This window comes from Thermoproteota archaeon, assembly GCA_030130125.1.
In the GTDB taxonomy this organism is placed as follows: domain Archaea; phylum Korarchaeota; class Korarchaeia; order Korarchaeales; family Korarchaeaceae; genus Korarchaeum.
This window is the reverse complement of record JARZZM010000011.1, coordinates 22429-41493: the sequence shown is the minus strand read 5'-3', so window position 1 is coordinate 41493 and position 19065 is coordinate 22429. Positions and strand designations below refer to the sequence as shown.

19 protein-coding genes and 1 tRNA gene are annotated in these 19065 nt (G+C 52.8%); 13 read left to right on the top strand and 7 right to left on the bottom strand.

The annotated features are described in order from the left end of the window. A partial coding sequence (locus tag QI197_01840; GenBank protein ID MDK2372101.1) for a molybdopterin molybdotransferase MoeA occupies positions 1–1239 on the bottom strand: 1239 nt, incomplete at its 3' end. 59 nt (positions 1240–1298) lie between these two features. On the opposite strand from QI197_01840, the gene QI197_01835 reads away from it, so the two are divergent. After that, positions 1299–2114 (top strand): twin-arginine translocase subunit TatC, encoded by an 816-nt coding sequence (locus QI197_01835; GenBank protein MDK2372100.1) that lies wholly within the window; start codon positions 1299–1301, stop codon positions 2112–2114. A gap of 35 nt (positions 2115–2149) precedes the next feature. Here QI197_01835 and QI197_01830 read toward each other — a convergent pair whose 3' ends face one another. Then, entirely contained in the window at positions 2150–2488 is a 339-nt protein-coding gene (locus QI197_01830; protein MDK2372099.1) for a twin-arginine translocase TatA/TatE family subunit, read from the bottom strand. Between the two features lie 139 nt (positions 2489–2627). On the opposite strand from QI197_01830, the gene QI197_01825 reads away from it, so the two are divergent. The 3 genes from QI197_01825 (at position 2628) to QI197_01815 (ending at position 5132) form a co-directional block, all read left to right on the top strand. Further along, positions 2628–3638 (top strand): homoserine dehydrogenase, encoded by a 1011-nt coding sequence (locus QI197_01825; protein MDK2372098.1) that lies wholly within the window; start codon positions 2628–2630, stop codon positions 3636–3638. Then, the gene (locus QI197_01820) at positions 3638–5011 is read left to right on the top strand and encodes an aspartate kinase, monofunctional class (GenBank protein ID MDK2372097.1); all 1374 of its coding nucleotides are present in this window, start codon (positions 3638–3640) and stop codon (positions 5009–5011) included. Before QI197_01825 ends, QI197_01820 begins: the two co-directional genes overlap by 1 nt. 45 nt (positions 5012–5056) lie before the next feature. Beyond that, a tRNA-Thr gene (locus tag QI197_01815) sits at positions 5057–5132 on the top strand. Here QI197_01815 and QI197_01810 read toward each other — a convergent pair. Next, a complete protein-coding gene (locus QI197_01810; GenBank protein MDK2372096.1) occupies positions 5133–5837 on the bottom strand; it encodes an inositol monophosphatase family protein in 705 nt (234 codons plus the stop codon). It abuts the tRNA gene before it with no gap. Between the two features lie 83 nt (positions 5838–5920). Continuing rightward, positions 5921–6181 (bottom strand): ATP cone domain-containing protein, encoded by a 261-nt coding sequence (locus QI197_01805; GenBank protein ID MDK2372095.1) that lies wholly within the window; start codon positions 6179–6181, stop codon positions 5921–5923. Positions 6182–6276: 95 nt separating this feature from the next. Here QI197_01805 and QI197_01800 point away from each other — a divergent pair, with 95 nt between their 5' ends. Next, positions 6277–6693: a hypothetical protein gene (locus QI197_01800; GenBank protein ID MDK2372094.1), complete on the top strand. Its 417-nt coding sequence runs from the start codon at positions 6277–6279 to the stop codon at positions 6691–6693. 9 nt (positions 6694–6702) lie between these two features. Further along, complete coding sequence (locus QI197_01795; GenBank protein ID MDK2372093.1) at positions 6703–7344, top strand: PHP domain-containing protein; 642 nt, start codon at positions 6703–6705, stop codon at positions 7342–7344. Here QI197_01795 and QI197_01790 read toward each other — a convergent pair whose 3' ends face one another. Next, positions 7345–7596 (bottom strand): MoaD/ThiS family protein, encoded by a 252-nt coding sequence (locus QI197_01790; GenBank protein ID MDK2372092.1) that lies wholly within the window; start codon positions 7594–7596, stop codon positions 7345–7347. It lies immediately after the preceding gene. Between the two features lie 11 nt (positions 7597–7607). Next, a complete protein-coding gene (locus QI197_01785) occupies positions 7608–9470 on the bottom strand; it encodes an aldehyde ferredoxin oxidoreductase family protein (GenBank protein ID MDK2372091.1) in 1863 nt (620 codons plus the stop codon). 121 nt (positions 9471–9591) lie between these two features. Here QI197_01785 and QI197_01780 point away from each other — a divergent pair, with 121 nt between their 5' ends. After that, positions 9592–10470, top strand: a complete 879-nt coding sequence (locus QI197_01780; protein MDK2372090.1) for a radical SAM protein — start codon at positions 9592–9594, stop codon at positions 10468–10470. A gap of 1 nt (position 10471) precedes the next feature. After that, on the top strand, positions 10472–11251 hold the full coding sequence (locus QI197_01775; protein ID MDK2372089.1) for a radical SAM protein: 780 nt from the start codon (positions 10472–10474) through the stop codon (positions 11249–11251). 2 nt (positions 11252–11253) lie between these two features. Here QI197_01775 and QI197_01770 read toward each other — a convergent pair whose 3' ends face one another. Then, positions 11254–12915 carry a TIGR04190 family B12-binding domain/radical SAM domain protein gene (locus QI197_01770; GenBank protein ID MDK2372088.1) on the bottom strand — a complete coding sequence of 554 codons (1662 nt, stop codon included), beginning with the start codon at positions 12913–12915 and terminating at the stop codon, positions 11254–11256. A 72-nt stretch (positions 12916–12987) separates the two neighbouring features. On the opposite strand from QI197_01770, the gene QI197_01765 reads away from it, so the two are divergent. The 5 genes from QI197_01765 to QI197_01745 all read left to right on the top strand — a co-directional run bounded on the left by QI197_01765 (position 12988) and on the right by QI197_01745 (position 19065). Further along, complete coding sequence (locus QI197_01765; GenBank protein ID MDK2372087.1) at positions 12988–14133, top strand: FHA domain-containing protein; 1146 nt, start codon at positions 12988–12990, stop codon at positions 14131–14133. After that, on the top strand, positions 14130–15227 hold the full coding sequence (locus tag QI197_01760) for an FHA domain-containing serine/threonine-protein kinase (GenBank protein ID MDK2372086.1): 1098 nt from the start codon (positions 14130–14132) through the stop codon (positions 15225–15227). Before QI197_01765 ends, QI197_01760 begins: the two co-directional genes overlap by 4 nt. A gap of 39 nt (positions 15228–15266) precedes the next feature. Beyond that, positions 15267–16094, top strand: coding sequence for an Mrp/NBP35 family ATP-binding protein (locus QI197_01755; GenBank protein MDK2372085.1), 828 nt, complete (start codon positions 15267–15269; stop codon positions 16092–16094). Between the two features lie 116 nt (positions 16095–16210). Next, on the top strand, positions 16211–17377 hold the full coding sequence (locus QI197_01750; GenBank protein MDK2372084.1) for a citrate/2-methylcitrate synthase: 1167 nt from the start codon (positions 16211–16213) through the stop codon (positions 17375–17377). 182 nt (positions 17378–17559) lie between these two features. Continuing rightward, entirely contained in the window at positions 17560–19065 is a 1506-nt protein-coding gene (locus tag QI197_01745; GenBank protein MDK2372083.1) for a PKD domain-containing protein, read from the top strand.

Here is a 19065-nt window from a genome sequence, read left to right as displayed (position 1 = left end):
TAACTTGAGCCACCTCCTGTAAACGAGCACATCAACCTCACTGCCAGCCTCATATCCCTCCACATCCTCTGGGACCACCACGAATCCATCGGCTTGGGTAAGCGAGGAAATTATTCCCGAGCCACCGACCCTCACGGGCGTAGCTAGTAAGGCATCACTCTCCCGCCTGAGCTTGACCCTCACGTAATGTCTGACGCCAGGTCTCGAAGCTATCCTCCTGTCCAGACGAGCCCTAACCCTCGGCCACTGGAGAACCCCTTCCACACCTGAAAGCCTCGCCAATACCGGGAGGAGCACCTCCATGGCCGCGACCATGGCCGCAACAGGGCTCCCCGGAAGCCCTACCAACGGGGTTCCGTCGATCATAGCTAGGAGAGTGGGCTTTCCCGGCATTATGCTCAATCCGTGGAACACTATCTCCCCACCCAAGGACCCCACGATCTTGGGGACTAGATCCCTCTCTCCGACGCTTGTACCGGCTATCGTGACTATTAGATCTCCATCCATTCCCCTCTCTACCATTTCCCTTAGCTCCCCTTCATCGTCCTTAGCTATACCCAAGTATCGAGGAACGGCTAGATCCGAGATCATAGACTCTAGGGCATACCTGTTGGAGTTGACTATTCTACCCTTACCGAGAGGGGATCCAAGCTCCACAAGCTCGCTTCCCGTACTGATTATCGAGACCGTGGGCTTCTTGAACACCCTCACTTCGGTAATGTTCAGGGAGGCCAAGAGGAGCATCTCGAACGGACCTATGACCGTGCCCCTCCTCAGAACGGTATCTCCCCTCGACACATCGCTGCCCTTCCTGTCGACGTTCGCACCGGGGGGAACCTGCCTTATTATCTCGACATGATCCCCCGATCCCTTCGAGAACTCAAGCGGTACTACGGCATCAGCCCCATTAGGTAGGTACGAGCCAGTGGCTATTTCCACTGCCTCTCCCTCTCTTATACTCACTTCCGACTCGTCTCCGGGCCCGAGCCTCCCAACAACCTTCAGCACAACCGGATTGGATGCCGTCGCGCCGAAAGTGTCGGATGATCTGACCGCGTATCCATCGAAAGCGGCCCTATGGAAGGGGGGAATGTCAATGGGAGAGATCACATCTTCTGCTAGAACCCGATTCCCTGCCTCATTCAGAGCGACCTCCTCGGGTGAGGTTGGGTGAAGGTAGTTTAGATAGGTAGCAAGCGCCTGCCCCACGGGAGTTAGCCTCTTGAAGATGCGGGTCATCGGGGGGAAGGGTGTGTAATCTATAAATTAGCTTTCGCCCACATCCGGGAGGATGCACTTTGGCGGAGGATAAGGAGGCGCCGCTGCAGGAACACATCATCGAGCTGCTTGAGAGATTGAGGAGGGTGTTAATAGCCCTCATAGTAACCTCGGGTATCGTAGTCGTTATCCCCTCTCAGCTGGTGGAGTGGAAGTGGGATGGGTACACTCCTCTAGTGTTCTACGTAATGAAGAAAATGCAGGAGGATCTCACCAACGTCCATAACCCAGTAGTGGAGCCTATAGCCTCCTTTTTCGGTATAAAGGAGCTTCCTGTTGAACTCATAGCCCATAGCTGGCTTGATTCCATAGAGGTAATTCTCCAGCTCTCCCTCCTGATGGGTTTAGTTATGGCATCTCCTTACGTGGCTAAGCAGATATACGAGTACTTGGAGCCGGCCCTCGAAGAGAGAGAAAAGAAGGTGCTCGTTCCGTTTTCACTCCTCTTCTTCCTGCTGTTCGCTTTGGGTGTCGTGTACGCGTATTTCGTCATCCTCCCATTGACGTTCTTCTTCCTCTCTTGGCTTTACCTCTTGGGCGGGGTTAAGCTCATATTCTCCGTCAAGGAATTCTACTCATTCGCCATAGTGGGGATGCTCACTACCGGGCTATCGTTTACCTTCCCTCTAGTGGTCGCCTTGGCATCTTACTTGGACATAATAACCCCAGACACCCTGAAGAAGAACTGGAGGTACGTGGTGTTCGTGATAATGGTTGTGACCGCCGTAATAACTCCAGATCCCACCCCAGTCTCCATGATAGCGCTGGCTATCCCGTTCCTAGCGCTATACGTGCTCTCCTATCTACTGGCCAAGAAAATGCACAGGAAAAGCTGAAAGTTGAGAAATGCAGCGAAAAGGTGGATGAGGGGTTACTCCTCCGACCCCTTCTTCTTAGCTGCTAGGGCCTTTATCTCCTCCATTAGCTCCTCGTCAGTCTTGCCAGCTACTTCTATCCCTAGGCTCAAGGCAAGCTCTCTGATCTCACTGCTGCTCTTCTTGGTCTTCTCCTCCTTCTCCTCCTTGGAGGTCACTCCGCTGCTGGCCTTCCTGAATTCGTTTATGGCCTCTCCCATGGATCTAGCCAGCTCCGGGAGCCTTCTGGGCCCGAAGAGAAGTAGAGCGATCACTATTATTATCAGGAGCTCAGTCCACCCTATCGGCCCGAACTGCATTAGCTTAAGGGTCAAGCCCGCCATTCCAGAGAGCAAAGCATCACCCGAACCATACCCCACATGACACATATATCTCTTTTTCCCCAGTGGAATGGTCGTCACGGTTCCTAAGCGTCCTCATGGACAAAGGCCTATATACAGTCAAACTTTTTGTATGCTTCCTCGTGTGGAAGAGATGCGTATAATCCTGATGGGTATGGGAGTCGTGGGACAAGCATTCTTAGAGCTGCTTGAGCTTGAAAAGGCGGATCTCTACCGGAAATACGGCCTCCATCCTATGGTGGTGGCAGCGGCGGACTCCAAGTCGATGGTATACAATCCTAGGGGGTTGGATGTGCGGAGGCTCTTGAATCATAAGAGGTCCAAAGGAACTCTGCACGGCTTTCCCTATGAGGTTCGAGGTATGGACTTGGTGAGGGAGGTGGAAGCGGAGGTCGTCATCGATGTCACACCATCCAACTTCAGGACAGGAGAACCAGGGATCTCACACCTCAGGGCGGCACTGCAGACCGATAAACACGTTATAACAGCAAACAAGGGCCCTCTAGCCCTAGAAATGCCCGCACTAGTGGAGATGTTTCAACACAAGGGTCTCAGACTTCTCTTCAGCGGGACGGTTGGGGGAGGTACGCCCTTCCTCAGATTCGTTGGGAAGTGCCTGTCCGGTGAGAAGATAGTATCGATAAGGGGAGTGATCAACGGAACCACGAACTACATACTCAACCGGATGGAGGACGGAATATCGTTCCGAGAGGCGCTGAGAGAGGCTCAAGAGAAGGGATACGCCGAGGCAGATCCGAGTAACGATGTGGATGGGTGGGATTCCGCCGCCAAACTAGTTATACTCTCGAACTGGGCCATGGATCTAGGCGTGACGTTGAAGGATGTGTCCGTCCGTGGCATCAGGGATGTGGAGATAACGGAGGATATGCTCTCCAGAGGAAAGACCGTCAGGTTGATAGCCACAGCCGATGAATCTGGCCTCAGGGTCCAACCGGAGGAGATCGATAGGAGGGATCCGCTGGTGGTTCCAGGTGCCCTAAATGCCGTCTCTTTCATCGCAGAGATATCCGGGAGGCACACCTTGATAGGCAAGGGAGCGGGCGGGAGGGAAACCGCCGCTGCCCTGATGAGGGATCTGGTGGAACTGAAGATGTACCTGGGAGGTGTCGAGCCTTGCTCATAATGAAGTTCGGAGGGTCCATACTTGAGGGGGCTGGGGATCTCCGATCCATAGCGGATTATCTGAAGGGTTCGCTGGAGGAGGAGAGGGTAGTAGCTGTAATCTCCGCCATTAAGGGGGTCACTGACCATCTACTCAAGATAGGTGAGCTAGCTGCGTTAGGAGACGAGCTTGCGGTCACGAAAGAGCTACAATCCTTGAGTGAGAAGCACCTGAGTATATGTGGAGACTTAGGACTGACTTGTCAAGCTGTCAGGAAGGAGTTGGAGAGGCTTGAGAAGATAGTGATCGGGATAACTTATATTGGGGAGATCACACCCAGACTGAAAGATCTAATAGCTTCTATGGGAGAGAACCTGTCTGGAAGCATTCTGTCCGAGCTGCTCCAGAAGGAGGGCGTTAAATCTAGGTTCCTAACGGGAGGAGAGGCTGGCATAGTCACGGATGACTCTCATGGCGAGGCTAATCCGCTCCTCAAAGCCACTCGCGTTTACGTGAGGAGCAGGCTCCTCCCACTTCTCGAAGACACACTGCCCGTTGTGGCTGGCTTCTCTGGTCTCTCCCAAGAGGGTAGAGTCACGACGTTAGGGCGAGGAGGGAGTGATCTGACTGCGGTCCTCCTCGGATCCTCTTTAGGGTCTAGGGAGGTTTGGCTATGGACTAATGTGGACGGTCTGCTTACCGCCGACCCGAGGATAGTTGAGGACGCCCGCCTGATCAAGCAGGTCTCCTACAGAGAGGCCATAGAGCTAGCGTACTTCGGTGCTAAGAGGATGCACCCTAGGTTCTTGGAGCCAGCTATGGCGACCTCCACCCCTGTGAGGATAAGGAACTTCCGTAACATGAAGTCCCCAGGCACCCTCATTTCCAGCAGGGAGGTGAGGAGCAGGGAAGTGGTTAAGGCCGTGGGTCTGAGGAGAGGAGTATCCATAATAACGGTCAGGGGCGTCGGGATGATCGGGCGTCCCGGAACGGCCGGTCGGCTGTTCTCACTCTTGGGGGATAATGGGATCAATGTGCTCATGATCTCCCAGAGCATCTCAGAGTCGGACATCTCGATAGTCTTGGAGGCAGAAGAGGCTGAGAGGGCGAGGGGTATAATGGAGGCTAGGCTCTTGGGGCCCATATTCAAAGAGGTCCTCTTGGATAGGGGGTGCTCCGTAGTGGCTGCCATAGGATCCGGGATGAGGGGCACCCCCGGTGTTGCCTCCCGTGTCTTCGGAGCAGTCTCCGCGAGGGGCATAAACGTGAAGATGATAGCTCAGGGATCCTCCGAGGTCAATATATCGTTCGTGGTCGATGAAACCGATGGAGAAGAGGCTGTGAGGGCATTGCATGACGAATTCGAGCTGGGGAAGGAAGGAGAGGACCTCTGAGCCTCCCTCTAAAACTTATATAAGGTGAGCCATCTCTCATGTTTGGCCCCGGTAGCTCAGTTGGCAGAGCGGCCGCCTTGTAAGCGGCAGGTCGGGGGTTCGAGACCCCCCCGGGGCTCCATCACAGCTCTATCATGCCCTCTATCTCTACTCTCCTGACGACCTCACGGATCCCGGCTACGATGGAGTACTCCCTACTCAGACCCTCTATTCGGTGTTTGTTCACCAAAACGGTTCCTCCTGCCTCCCTAACCATCAGAAGGCCAGCGGCCAGATCCACTATTCTCAAGTCCCCTCTGAGATCGATGAGTGCGTCTATCCTACCCTCTGCCACCAGAGCTAAGCCCAAGGCCACAGATCCCAAATCCCTCCTCGCTATATGCTTGAATCCCAGCCTCTCCTTGGTTACCGAGTTGTTCCTTTGACAAGGTGAGTAGATAACTGGTGTACCCCTGAAGTCTCTCACTCTCACCCTGTTCCCGTTCTTGAAGGCACCTCCTCCCTTGATGGCGTGATAGAGGTCTCCCCTGAACAGGTCTAGTATAACCGCCATCTCGAGATCCTTCAGAGAGTAGGAGGAGGAATAGGCCACGGAGACGCAGGCGAAAGGAATTCCCCTGTCTGCATTGGAACTACCGTCCACGGGATCGATGAGGACGATTCCCCTCTCTTGTCCCTCGATAAGTCCGCTCTCCTCGCTGAGTATGCTCGGATATCTTTCCCTCTCCTCTAACCATGCAGAGAGAGCCTCCTGCGCGGCCTCGTCCACTGCTCTAGCGGTGTCCCCTCCAGCGCTAACGTAGGAATATTCCCTGTCAGCTCCTATGAAGGGAAGAGCCCTCTCCTTTATTTTCAGGGTGAGGTCAACTAGCTCCCTCAGGTCTATCCCCGAACCCCCCGAAAAAGGTGTTAGGAGGAGATGCCCTTCACCCGACTGTCAAACCTGAGCCAGTTCTCGTAGGCGGAGGGCTCTCTCTCCTTGAGGTAGTTAAGCACGAATTCCCTGATCTCTGAGCTATCCACTACCTCTTTACCCTTGAATTTCTCCTGCACCGCCTTGGCAACCTCATCAGCCAACTTAACGGAAGCTCCGGCCTTAATTGCGGCCGCAACTATCTTTACGGGAAGGAACTCCTCCTCGGTCCCGGTGCTTCTCTTCCTCACCTTCATGTCATCACCTGGGGAGCTGGCGACCTGAATACGAAAAACTTTCACTCCCTAGGGGTACGGTTAAAAGGGGGTGCGGGAAGGCCGAGATGATCACCATGAACATAGCCGTGAGGGTAATGAGGGTTCAGGCCGAGAGATACGTGGAGCCAGAGGATCCGCTGCCGCCTAACCTACAGATCTCCGTTAACATGAACCTAGGGAAGATGGAGGGATCCAAGGAGAGGGCCAAAGGTAGGTTCCTCATAGATGTGAGCTACCAACCCTCCGTGGCCAGAATAACTGTGGAGGGCAGGGTCATCATAACCGGCAAGAAAGACGAGATAGAGAGGATGCTGAGGGATATAGGGAACGGTAAGATGCCTCAGCCTGTGGTCCAAGCTGTATACGCGGCGGGCTTCGCGGAGGCGGTTATGCTGTGTAGATCGGTGGGTGTGCCTCCACCCTTGCCGCCGCTACCCCAGCCGCAGCCCGAGGTCAAAGGTAAGGCAGAGGGAATGGAATACTCACTGTGAGGGATCCCTATGTGGGTGGACTTTCATGTGCACACTAGGCGATCCCGGGACTCGATGGCCTCTCCTAGGGATGTGGTGAAATTGGCTGTGAGGAAGGGACTGAGCGCCATAGCAATAACCGATCACAATGAGGTGATAGGGGCCCAAGAGGTGCTAGAAGAGGTCAGGAGGCTGAGTGTGGATCTGACTATCATCCCGGGGGAGGAGGTGAAGACGGTACAGGGCGATGTCATAGGGCTCTTCATAAACGAGAGAATACCCAAAGGCATGGACGCCTCGGAAACCGTGGATAGAATAAAAGAGCAGGGAGGTCTGGTGGTGGTGCCTCACCCCTTTGACAGGAAGATGAGGGGGGCCTTGGGAAATGCGGTCTTGGATATCCTGGAAAAGATAGACTACATAGAGGTGATGAATGGAAGGACTCCCTCTTGGAATAACAGGAAGGCCGAGGAGTTCGCTAAACGGCACGGCATACCGGGTATAGGGGGAAGTGATGCCCACTGGCCTAGAGAGATAGGAAAGGTCAGGACGTTGGTTTCCAGGTTGGATGAAGGAAAAATAGAGCCGATAAAAGTGGAGGGGAACGGGTGGCCTCCCATGATCTTTGGGACCCTATACTCGTCCATTGCCAAGGTATCTAAGGTGTTCTAGTTAACCCCCTCCCACCTCGGGCATTATGGTGATCTCGTCCTCAGGCCCCACCTTCGCATCCAGCCCGCCCTTTGACTCCGCGGATACCCCATTGATCAGGACTATCATCTTGAACCTCTCGCCATCAGTCACGAGCTCCCTTACTTCCTCTGGAAGAGCTTCAAGCACCTTCCTCAGCGTGGTCCTGCCTAGGTTCAGCTCTACCTCCTTGCCCATGAGCTCCCTCGGCTTTCCCAGCAGCTTGAGTCTCATGAGGGCCCTCCTTACTCCGAGAGGCTCGCCACTTTCTCCAGCTGAGGTATGACGCTCTCCAATCCTAAGGACCTGAGCGTGCCCTTTCTCGGGACGCCGTTGATGTCCCATCCCCTGAGCTCGTAGTACCATGAGAGCATCTTGTCGTAAGAGTCCCTGTCAAGCTTGGTGCCTGCAAGCGGTCCTTTGGTCAGAGGCTCCTCGAACCACTTCGCTGGTGGATAGTCCATGGTCCTGCTCCAACCACCCTTCTCCCTTATCCAGAAGGCCCTTATCAGCGAGTAGATCCTGTTGGAGATCCTGTAGAGGTCGTCCCAAGTGTACTCCAGTCCAGTAGCGGCCTTCAGGAACTTGGTGTACCATTCAAGATCGAAGCCGAGCTCGATCCATGGCAATCTGCAGGCCACAGCGCTCTCGAAGAATCCTCCCCTCACGTTCTGCATCCAGACGAGCTTCTCCACCCTCTCCCTGCTGGCTACTCCTCTGCCCTCCCTGACTTCTATCGAGATGAACCACGCGTCTTTATGATGGGCTCCTATGGGGCTCGTTCCATAGGCTAGGGCCATCCCTATGTATGCGTGGCAGTCGTATGCACTAGTCTCCAGCCCCTTAACGTGCATCGCGAACTTCTCAGCACCGTTTCCTAGCTTGGAGGCAGCGTAAGCCACCCCCTCAGCCAGCACAGCACCGAATCCCTCCTTATCCACGATCTTCTTGGCCAGTTCCAGCATGGCAGGGGCGTTGCCCCACTCTAGGTCTACGCCAACCTCCTCTTTACTCAGTATACCCCTCTGGACCGCCTCGGTCGCGAACGCCAAGGCCGAGCCCATGCTTATGGCGTCCAGACCGGTCTCATCAGAGAAGAGATTCAGAGTCATTACCCAGCTCATGTTGTCGATTCCCAAGTTAGAACCGTTCATTGCTATGTTCTCGTAGTCAACCTCAGTCCTCCTTCCCTGATACGGGCCTTCCTTTATCTCAGTTATGTTACCGCAGGGCATGTTACAGTTGGGGCAGCCCTTTTGGGCGACTTTGTATATTTTCTCCATGGCGTTACCTCCTATCTTGTCAAACCCATCGAATACCCCCTCACTGAAGTTGTAGGTGGGGAGCGCGCTGTTCTCGTTGGCCCATTCCACGGTGAACATGGTTCCCTGCCGCACCCAGAAATCGTAGTTGTCCTTGGACTTCACATCCTTGTAGGCCTCAGCCCCCAGCCTGAGAACCTCCTTCGGATTATCGAGGGGTATCTCTCTGCTCCCCTTCACTACCAAGGCCTTCAGATTCTTTGAACCCATGACCGCACCCATTCCAGGCCTTCCGCCAGCCCTCCCTTTCTCCGAGGTGACCACGGATATCTTTACTAGGTTCTCCCCGGCGGGCCCTATCACTAGGATCCCAGCATTCTTACCATACTGGGACTCTAACTCGTCCTGAGCCTTGTAGGTGTCCAGCCCCCACAGGTCCTTAGCCGACTTTATCTCCACCCTGTCGTCCTCAATTACTATCATGGACGGCTCCTCAGCCTTCCCCGAGACGATAATTGCGTCATAACCTGCCTTTTTCAGCTGAACTGAAGCCTTAGTGCCTATATTACCGTCCCCGTAGCCTCCTGTTAGGGGGGACTTGGCAGCTATGACCATCTTCCCGCTGCTCGGGAGCGTCAGTCCAGTGAGGGGCCCGGTAGCAAATATGAGCAGGTTTTCTGGGGAGAGGGGATCCACGCCAGGTGGAAGCTCCTCCCAGAGCGTCTTTATGGCGAGGCCCCTTCCACCGAGAAAATCTACGGCAACTTTAGGGTCCAGATCCTGTACCACAGTCTTTCCCCGGGTGAGGTCCACCCTGAGTATCTTGCCAGTCCAACCACCCTTCATTCGACCACCGGGATTCACAGCAGCTGAAAATTAAAAGGTTTTAATGTATATGAATCCCGTGCGGCTCCACACAGGTTTGGCGGGGGATTCCAGCACTGTAAGGGCTTCGGTAGGGACTCTAGTGAGACTCGGGCTCCTTCACATGAAGATGGCTGCAGCTCCTAAAACGGCTTATCTACTGCTCCCAGGCGGGTGTTTGGGCAAGTGCGCCTTCTGCCCTCAATGGATCGAGGAGGCCAGATTGGCTAGGCTGAGATGGCCGCTAGTTGACGTGGATAGCGTGGTCAGGGGCCAAGGACTCTTCGAGAGGATATGCATCCAATCAACTCTTAGAAGGGGATTTCCATCCGAAGTAGAGAGCCTAGCATCGCTGTTCAGGGGTCCTGTCTCCATCTCCATAAATCCCGTGCATCGAGATGTACTGCAGCGCCTGAGGAGGTACGCTGAGAGGATAGGAATTGGGCTCGATGCCATGTCCCCAATGGTATTCCGTAGAGTGAATAAGCCCGGATCATGGAACTCGTACATCAAGTTCATTGAGAACGCCATCAATATATTCGGCAGGGGAAGGGTACACGTTCACCTGATAGCCGGGATGGGGGAATCCCTCGAGGAGGCTATACATATCATGTCCTCTCTATATGGGATGGGGGCTGAGGTAGCTCTCTTCTCGTTCACCCCCGTTCCCGGAACACCCATGGAATCCCACCCTAAGCCAGATATCAGGTATTACAGGCAGCTTCAAGTTATACGGCACTTCCTGAGCGAGGGGATCCCCATCGAGGAGATCAAGTCTTACGATCCCGACGAGTACAGGGAGGCTTTCCTGACTAGCGGATGTCCCTCCTGCAACAGGCCCTTTTACAACGAGAGCCCTAAAGGCCCGATATACAACTTCCCCAGCATGGACCTGCTGAAGGAGGACTGGGAGAAGGTTAGGGAAGAGGTGATGACTGCCGTTGAAGACCTTAGGGTTCATTCCTACGGGAAAGTTCGCTGAGGTGAGCATAACTGGACACCATTGTCCCCTGAATTGCCCAATGTGCCGTGGAAAATGGCTCAGGGGGATGGTGCCAGCTACTTCCCCGGTCGAATTAGTCCGGCTGGGTCGCAGCTTGAGAAAGAAGGGAATAGAGGGTATCTTGATAAGCGGTGGTTTGGGGACTGACGGAAAACTGCCGCTAAGACCATTCGCATCGGCTATCCGAGAACTTAAGGGGATGGGATTCTTCATCAGCGTTCACACCGGAGTGGTTGGTGAGGAGGAGGCCAAGCTGCTCTCCACGGCTCGGGTGGACTTGGCCGACTACGAGTTGATCTTGGACGAAGAGGCCATAAGAACGGCAAAGTCGCTCAAACTCACACCTGAAGACTTCGTGAGGGGCATGGAGCTTCTAGTTGAATCGTCTATAGAGGTGGTTCCCCACATCACCGTGGGACTGCCTGGCTCCCGAGAGAAATGGTTCGAGGATGCAGCTAACATAATCAGGGAACTCGGAATAAGGAGATCAGTTGTACTGGTTTTCATACCCACCCCAGACACCCCCTTCGAGGGACACGATCCTCCCTCACTGGACAGGGTGGTCGGGGTAACTCGTGTGCTCAGCAGATCCTCGAAGGTCAGCCTCGGGTGCATGAGACCCCCTTGGATGAAGAAGAGGTTGGACAGTGCTTTGAAGGGTCTGGTGGATAGGATAGCAAACCCCCATCCCAGCCTAGGGCTTGATATAGTCCATGCGTGCTGTTCGATCCCAGGAGAGCTGATAGGGAGATTTCTATAGCTTCAACGAGTAAGGAAACTGACTACTCCCCTCAGCAACGGGTTCTTGATGCAGTGAACGAGGTCCCTAGTGGGGTAGAGTGAGAGGGATTTCTTCACCTCAGCGTCCAGCTTTATCGCCACTTCCTCGATGGATTCCTTCATTTTATCCAGCGAAAGCCCCATTTCGACATATTTCAAGACCTCTCTGTCCAACTGAACCCTCCTCTTTGCCAATTCATACGCCCTCTCATCTATGAGTCCCGCCTCGAGCTTAGCTCTGTTCAATTCCTCATACGCGGTCAGGGATGAAGATACTACATCCTGTCGATCCATCCAAGCGGTCCGGTAGTTCAGCGAGTACTTCCAGTGATAGGAGGTTAATGCCCTCCGGTAACTCTCTAGGTCTCTGAATAGGATCTCATATCCGTGCACCTCGGGGTTGACGAAGGCCCTGCTGCCCGGATCCACGAAGGGTGCTAGGGGTGAGACGAATGCGTCCACCTTGCTCGAGATTTCCCTCAATTTGAGGAAGTAGGAGGCCACTAGGTGGGCCTGATCCGGGGTTTGCCTCGGAAGACCCATCATGAAGTACAGATCTAACCTCTCGAATCCCAGCTCCTCCACATACCTAACCATCTTTTCCAGCTGCTCATTGCTGTAAGGTCTTCCAAACGCCCTTCTAACTTCTTCCAGAGGACTCTCAGGCGATATCTGAAGGTAAACCTTATGGGAAGTCCTCCTCAACTGCTCTAACACTCTCTTCGGTGGGGGAGAGAAGAACTCGAATATCAGTTCGTTTTCCAATTCTAACTCCTTGAGGAGCTTAGATACCTCCTCGACCCTATCTCCGTACCTGAGATCTCCGACAAAGAATATTGGCATGGAGGAAAGGTTCGCTATTCCTTCTACCTCGTCAGCTATCGCCCTAGGAGACTTCAGCGCCAGCCTGTCCCTCCGAAAGAACCTAGAGTAGGTGAACTTTGAACCGCCACATGTAACACAATCGAACGAGCATCCCTTGACGGTAATGATCCCCGCGATAGGCGCCTCTATGAAGGAGCAGAAGGGGATCCCCAGCGAGAGATCCCTACACCTCATCAAATTCTTCACTAGGACCCCGTGATCTACGATAAATTCGTCTAAGTTGTCAGGGATCCAACCGAGCTTGTTCTCCCTGATCCTCCCGTTATCTCTCCATATTACGTTAGGTGCCCTTGAAGGACCCTCCTCCAAGAACTTGAGGAAAGGTACTTCAGTGCTGTCACCGAGTAGAATGGCATCCACGGTGTTGTAGCTGGTCATGATTTCCCTTCTGAAGAATGTAGAGGATAGACCGCCCAACACGACCTTGCTGCCTGGATGATATCTCTTTAATATCCTAGCTATCTCTAAGGCCCCATGCGCATGGACAAGCCAGTGGAGATCTATCCCATAGACATCGGCCTCTAAGTCCTTCAAGAATTTCTCTACGTTGAACTCCCTGTCTCTCAGCATCTTAGAGGCCAGATTGAATATCCCGACTTTGTACCCCCTTCTGCTTAAGTAGGTGGCTAGCGTAAGGAAACCATAGGGTACCATGTCGAAGACGAAGAGGGAAGGCACCACTTCGCTTATGACAGTCGCGTAGAGGTAGCGGTCCCTGAAGTCATAGACGCTAGGTGCATGAATTAGCGCCACGTCCACTTTCAAGCCCGCAGCACCCGAGGCCAGACTAAATGCTTTTTTACTTAATGATTCCATACCTCTTGATCTCCTATGGAAGACCCTTCCAAAGGATTCAAGCTGCTGAGAAACGCCCTTATCCTATCCTTGGTAGCTACTATAATACCCTTGATATCCCTAGGGATCTCAGGAGTCGGAGACTTGAGCTCTCTCAGCTTCAAGCAGTTCATAACGGCCCTATCTGAGGCAGTGGTGGCTATGGCTCTCTCGGGCGTCTTGATCTTGGCATCACTACTGTTCATGTACAGGGGATGGATCGAGATGTGCTTCGGACTGGAAGAGCTGTTCTGCAAAGTGAGTAGGGTGGTAAAATATGGTACCGTAGCCTCCCTAGCTCTCCTCCTGATCTCCCTCAAGGACGGGTACTCCTCTCTCACTAGAGGTTTGAGGGAAAGCTCAGCTGGATTCCTCTCTATAGTCGCTTCAAAGTATCCCCTACTCGCAGTGTCCATCTTGACTGGCTTAGTGGTTTTTCTAACTATAGTATACGCCTTCTATAAGTTAGGGGTGATCTTGAGAAGCGGTAACCTCAGAGTAGGAGCTGCGCTACTTCTAATAGGTCCTTTATCATTATTTTCGAATATGATGATCCTACCCTTTGGATTGACGATACTGGGACTCATACTCCTGTCAATCACTATAAATAGGATGGTATACGCTGAGATAGAGGTGGAGGAGGGCGAGATCGATGAAGAGTTTGAAGAGCTGCTCGAAAGAGGGGAGATGAGGCCCCCTAGTAGGAGGACACCTAATCAGAGGGGTATGCCTGTTTACGAGGAAGGGAAAGAGCCTCGCAGGCCCAAACCTGAGGAATTGATGGAAGCCCCTCCCCCCACTCCTAGGAGCAGGGAAGTGAGAGCGCAACTGGTAGGGCCCAACGGGTTTATTGCTAGGCTCGGCCCGGGAATAAGGACCTTCGGAAGGAGGGACTTCGCTGGCTTTGTCCCAGAAGAGGACCTCGACTACATCTCTAGGAGACACTTCGAGATAAGGGGAACTCAGCAGGGATACTTCATAAGGGACTTAGGGAGCCTAAATGGCACTTGGGTGAATGGCAGGAGGTTGACCAGAGGGGAGTCGGTCAGGCTCGTTAATGGAGCAGTGATAGATGTAGCCGAGGTTGTCAGGCTGAGATTCATCTCAAATGAACCGGAGGACTTGGGTGTCCCATCCCTATGAAGATCCAAGGATCCCATGGTTCTTATCACGTGATAAAGAGACTGGGGAGGGGAGGATTCGCTGAAATCCTTCTAGCTAGAACTAACGGTGAGCTAGTCGTCGTAAAGCTACCTAAGGATGACGAGATGTCCAAGATTCTGCTCAAGGAGGAAGCCTCCCTCCTGAGGGAGCTATCCATCCCCTCACCTCATGAACATATAGTCTCCTTCATCGAATGGATCGATAGGGTACCCGCCTTGGTGGAGGAGTATGTCCCAGGCCCTACGGTAGGTGAAGCCTATGGGGATAGAAGAGCCACTCAGAATGATGCAATAAGGATATCCCTAGGCGTCCTCTCCGCGCTGGAGAGGATGCATTCATTGGGCGTGGTTCATGGGGATGTCAAGCCAGATAACATAATCCTACCACGTTCTCTGCATCCCGTCCTCATAGATCTGGGTGTGGCTAGGGCTGTGGGAAAGAGATCCGTGGCAGGTACTCCAGGATGGAGTGCTCCCGAATTTCTAGAGGGAGAGGTATCCCCAGAAGCGGACATATACTCAGTTGGGGTTCTAATCATCTTTTTAGTTTACGGAATCGATCCTAGAGAACCTATAAGACCTGAAGAGCTCCCTAAGAACCTCTCAGGGAATCTCAGATATGTCTTGAGTAGAGCCTTAGATCCCGATCCTAGGAACAGGTTCAGCAGCGCGAGAGATATGTCGCTCGCCCTCATGGGGATGAAGCTTCCCTCCGAATCCGGACCTAGGATAGTTGTTCAAGGGAGGGGCATACCCCTAAGGGATAAGATAACCATAGGAAGGATAAGGAGACAGGGAGGAACAGGAAGAGCGGATGTAAATCTACAGGAGGTGGGATCTAGGAGATCCTTGCCTCCCGGCCCACCTAGGGGATGGATAGAGATAGTGAGGGTAGGGGGCGAGTATTGGATCAGCGATAGAGGGTCTCCTGGAGGGGTGTGGGTCTATGAAGGAGGTAAATGGGTCAAAGTGCTGGATTATCCGCTGAAACACGGTCAGTTGATATCATTCGGCCTGAGGAGAAGGGGAAGAGACGTACTCCCCTACATCCCGGCGAGAGTTTACTTAAGGTAACTTTTTTACCCAAGTCTAATCAGGTGGCATCGATCGATCATGAGCAACATAAGGGCGCACTTCACCCCCCCTAGAGCCGCTGGTATCCCACAACCACCTGAGAATGTCAAGAAGATAGGGAGAAGGATAGCCGTCATGAGTGGCAAGGGAGGCGTCGGCAAGACTACCGTATCCGTTAACATAGCAGCGGAACTGGCTAAGAGGGGGTATTCGGTCGGCATATTGGACACCGATCTCACCGGACCTAACGTTCCAAAGGCATTAGGCCTCATAGACGTCCCTATTTACGCCACTAACGAAGGGATCATTCCCGCGGAGGGTCCCCTTAAGATGAAGGTCATGTCTTTAGGATTGATGGTCAGGGATGGAGATCCTGTCATATGGAGGGGACCCCTCAAAGCTAAGGCAATTCAAGAGTTCGTAGAGAACGTCAACTGGGGAGACCTAGACTATTTAGTGGTGGATTTGCCGCCCGGTACTGGAGACGAGCCGCTTAGCGTCATGCAGCTGATCCCCCTCCATGGCGTCGTTCTGGTGACTACTCCTCAGGAGGTCGCCTTAATGGATGTGAGGAGGGCCCTTCACATGGTGAGGAAGATGGAGTACAAGCCCCTAGGTATAGTAGAGAACATGAGCTACTTCGTATGTCCCGGCGGTGAAAAGATCAGGATCTTCGGTGAGGGTGGTGGAAGGAGGCTCGCCGAGGAGGAGAAAGTGCCTTTCTTGGGGGAGATACCTATAGATCCGAAAGTAGTTGAATTCATGGACAGGGGGATGCCTATAGTACTAGCCGATCCGGAGAATATGGTGTCCAAGGCATTCAAGGAGATAGTAGACAGGATAGAGGATCACCTGACCGAGGCGTAATAACCTCCTATCACAGAGAAGTTCCCCCTTCCATCATTTGAAGTTCTCCTATCCTCCCGTTCTCACCCACATATGATTAAAAGAAAACGGGCCTCCAGCATTAATGGTGGTGCTGCTTGGCATCGGAGGTTCCCCCTGTATACATAGGTCTTAAGGGCATCTATGTCGCTAAGACAGCTCTCAGCTATATAGACGGTGAGAGGGGAAAGCTCATCTACAGGGGCTATTCCATAGAGGACCTAGCTGAGTACTCATCCTTTGAGGAGGTCACATACCTACTGTGGTTCGGTAGGCTACCCAATAGGAAGGAGCTGGATGAATTCAGGGAGAACCTCTCCAAGGAGAGGGAGATACCTGAAGAGATCATCGAGATCCTGAGAAAGCTTCCTAAGAGCTCCCACCCGATGGATGTCCTGAAGACGGGAGTGGCCGCCCTAGGCCCCTTCGATCCCGATCTGCCGAAAATATGGGGCCAGCATATACACGAGAAGAGGGCAGAGAACCTGAGGATAGCTATGAGAATACTCTCCAAGATGCCGACTATAATGGCATACTTCCATAGAATGAGGGAAGGTAAGGAGGTAGTACATCCTAGGACCGATCTCGGTCACGCAGCGAACTTCCTGTACATGATGTGGGGGAGGGAGCCCAAGGATATTGAAGCTAAGCTCATGGATGTGGCCCTCATATTGCACGCGGATCACGGATTTAATGCATCGACCTTCGCTTGTCTAGTTACCGCATCGACCTTGTCAGATCTATACTCGGCAGTGGTAACTGGCATATCGACTCTCAAGGGTCCGCTCCATGGGGGCGCCAACGAGCAGGCATTGAAGATGCTGATGGAGATAGGAGATCCTAGAAGGGCTAGAGATTATGTGAAGGCCAAGCTTGAGAGGAAGGAGAGGATAATGGGGTTTGGGCACAGGGTATACAAGGCTTATGATCCGAGGGCTAGGATACTCAAGAGATATGCGGAGATGCTCGCAAAGGAAACCGGCCAGGAGAACCTGTTCAACACTGCTCTGGAAGTGGAAAAGGTAATGATCGAGCTCCTCGGGAAGAAAGGCATATTCCCGAACGTGGACTTCTACTCTGGACAGGTATATCATATGCTGGGGATTCCCATAGATATATTCACCCCTATATTCGCTATCTCTAGGACCTCCGGATGGATAGGTCATGTGTTCGAATACTGGGAGGAGAACGTCCTGATAAGGCCGAGGGCCCTATACATAGGTCCGATGGAGGCCAAGTACATACCTCTGGATGAGAGGCTGTAGGGATCAGGATGGAATTTTCCTCTCTTTTTTGTTAAAATTATATTAAAATATCGCAGATATCATCCATATAGGTTGGTAGTACCGGAGTATTAATATAATATTACAAATGAAACGGTTTCATGGGTAAATCCGAGGTTCGCTCGCATCAACCTTTATTTAGGGCTACTAGGGGGGATCAACTGATGAGAGCAACAGAAATAACACTTATCTTAGCCCTGTTAGTGCTCATGCTAATGACAGTCGCCGTTTCGGCCGACACAGGATGCCCCGCCGTAGACTCCTCCACCGATGTGGCACCTGAAGTAGTGGAAATAGCTGTATACAAGATCAACGGGAGAACGGTGGAGCTGATAGGAGTGGTTGAGGATCCTGACAGCGGCTTAAGGGAGTGGATCTGGGACTTCGGCGATGGAACTATAGTTAAGAAGACTGGTGGATGGTCTAAGACAGGGAACTCAACCTACAAGATGGTGGTGAAACACACCTACAGCGATTATAGGAGCTACACGGTCAAACTCCAAGTGATAGATGACTGGCTCAAGGAGTCCAGTGTCAAAACTAAGCTCGTTACTATCAAGAAGTCCAATTATAGGCCTATAGTGAGGCTCAAGAGGATCTCCCCTAATCCAGCTCAACCTGGTAAGGAGGTAGTATTCGAAGTAGAGGGTATAGATCCAGATGGTCAAGTAGTCGCGTACGAATGGGACTTCGGCGACGGGAAGAAGACCGAGGGAGCCAATCTAACTAGAGTGACGCACTCTTACTCTAAGGAAGGGACATACGTCGTTAAGGTGAAGGTGAAGGACGACAAAGGTGCTTACTCAGATCCGGTTACCGAGGAAGTGTACATACGGTCTCAGACCAAGCCGAAGCCTGAGAACAAGCCACCCACTATAGTTAAAGTGGAATTCACCCCAGTAGAGCCTTCCATAGGGGTTCCTGTAACGTTCAGGGTTACTGCATCTGATCCCGAGGGGGACAAGCTCACATTTCAGTGGAACTTTGGAGATGGAACTGTAAAGAGCGGAGGCCCTAGAATGTCCCATACCTACAAGAAGGAAGGGGCTTACACAGTTAAAGTGAGAGCAGTGGATTCCAAAGGCGCTTCTTCCACGTCCTATACGGTCAGTGTGGCTGTGAGGGGAAACAAGCCCCCTCAGGCATCTATAGTTGAGGTGAGAACTAGGGATAACATCACTTTCATGTTCCAAGGTATGGGTATAGATCCAGATGGTCAAGTACTCGCGTACGAATGGGACTTCGGCGACGGGAAGAAGACCGAGGGTGAGTTAAAGGGGAACTCCATACCCCACAGGTTCATCAGCCACACCTATGTCTCCAGCGGTAACTACACCGTCAAGTTCAGGGTCAAGGATGACAAAGGTGCTTGGTCCTCTTGGATCTCTAAAAGAGTCACGGCCTCAGTCCAAGGAAGGGTCAGCTCCGCCTCGTGGGCCGGCTTCGACTTCAGCAACTTGGAGATCGCCGCGGGCTTGGGTACCTTGATAGTAGTAGGAGCCGGTTACTTGGCGTACAGGGAGTCTAAGAGTAACGCATTCATTGAGAGGTCCAAGGAGAAAGCTAAGAGATATCGTAAGGTGACAGTGAAAAGACCAGCAATGAGGAGAAATAAGAGAGACAGGTCTAGCGTTGTAAGAAAGAGGAGGAGGCCCTGGCCAGCCTCGTAG

What these genes read in the sequence shown, in the direction of transcription:
- QI197_01795 (MDK2372093.1), top strand. Translation starts at nt 6,703, where the DNA reads ATGTGGGTGGACTTTCATGTGCACACTAGGCGATCCCGGGACTCGATG.
- QI197_01800 (MDK2372094.1), top strand. Translation starts at nt 6,277, where the DNA reads ATGAACATAGCCGTGAGGGTAATGAGGGTTCAGGCCGAGAGATACGTG.
- QI197_01805 (MDK2372095.1), bottom strand. Translation starts at nt 6,181, where the DNA reads ATGAAGGTGAGGAAGAGAAGCACCGGGACCGAGGAGGAGTTCCTTCCC.
- QI197_01765 (MDK2372087.1), top strand. Translation starts at nt 12,988, where the DNA reads ATGGAAGACCCTTCCAAAGGATTCAAGCTGCTGAGAAACGCCCTTATC.
- QI197_01785 (MDK2372091.1), bottom strand. Translation starts at nt 9,470, where the DNA reads ATGAAGGGTGGTTGGACTGGCAAGATACTCAGGGTGGACCTCACCCGG.
- QI197_01745 (MDK2372083.1), top strand. Translation starts at nt 17,560, where the DNA reads ATGAGAGCAACAGAAATAACACTTATCTTAGCCCTGTTAGTGCTCATG.
- QI197_01790 (MDK2372092.1), bottom strand. Translation starts at nt 7,596, where the DNA reads ATGAGACTCAAGCTGCTGGGAAAGCCGAGGGAGCTCATGGGCAAGGAG.
- QI197_01755 (MDK2372085.1), top strand. Translation starts at nt 15,267, where the DNA reads ATGAGCAACATAAGGGCGCACTTCACCCCCCCTAGAGCCGCTGGTATC.
- QI197_01820 (MDK2372097.1), top strand. Translation starts at nt 3,638, where the DNA reads ATGAAGTTCGGAGGGTCCATACTTGAGGGGGCTGGGGATCTCCGATCC.
- QI197_01825 (MDK2372098.1), top strand. Translation starts at nt 2,628, where the DNA reads ATGCGTATAATCCTGATGGGTATGGGAGTCGTGGGACAAGCATTCTTA.
- QI197_01760 (MDK2372086.1), top strand. Translation starts at nt 14,130, where the DNA reads ATGAAGATCCAAGGATCCCATGGTTCTTATCACGTGATAAAGAGACTG.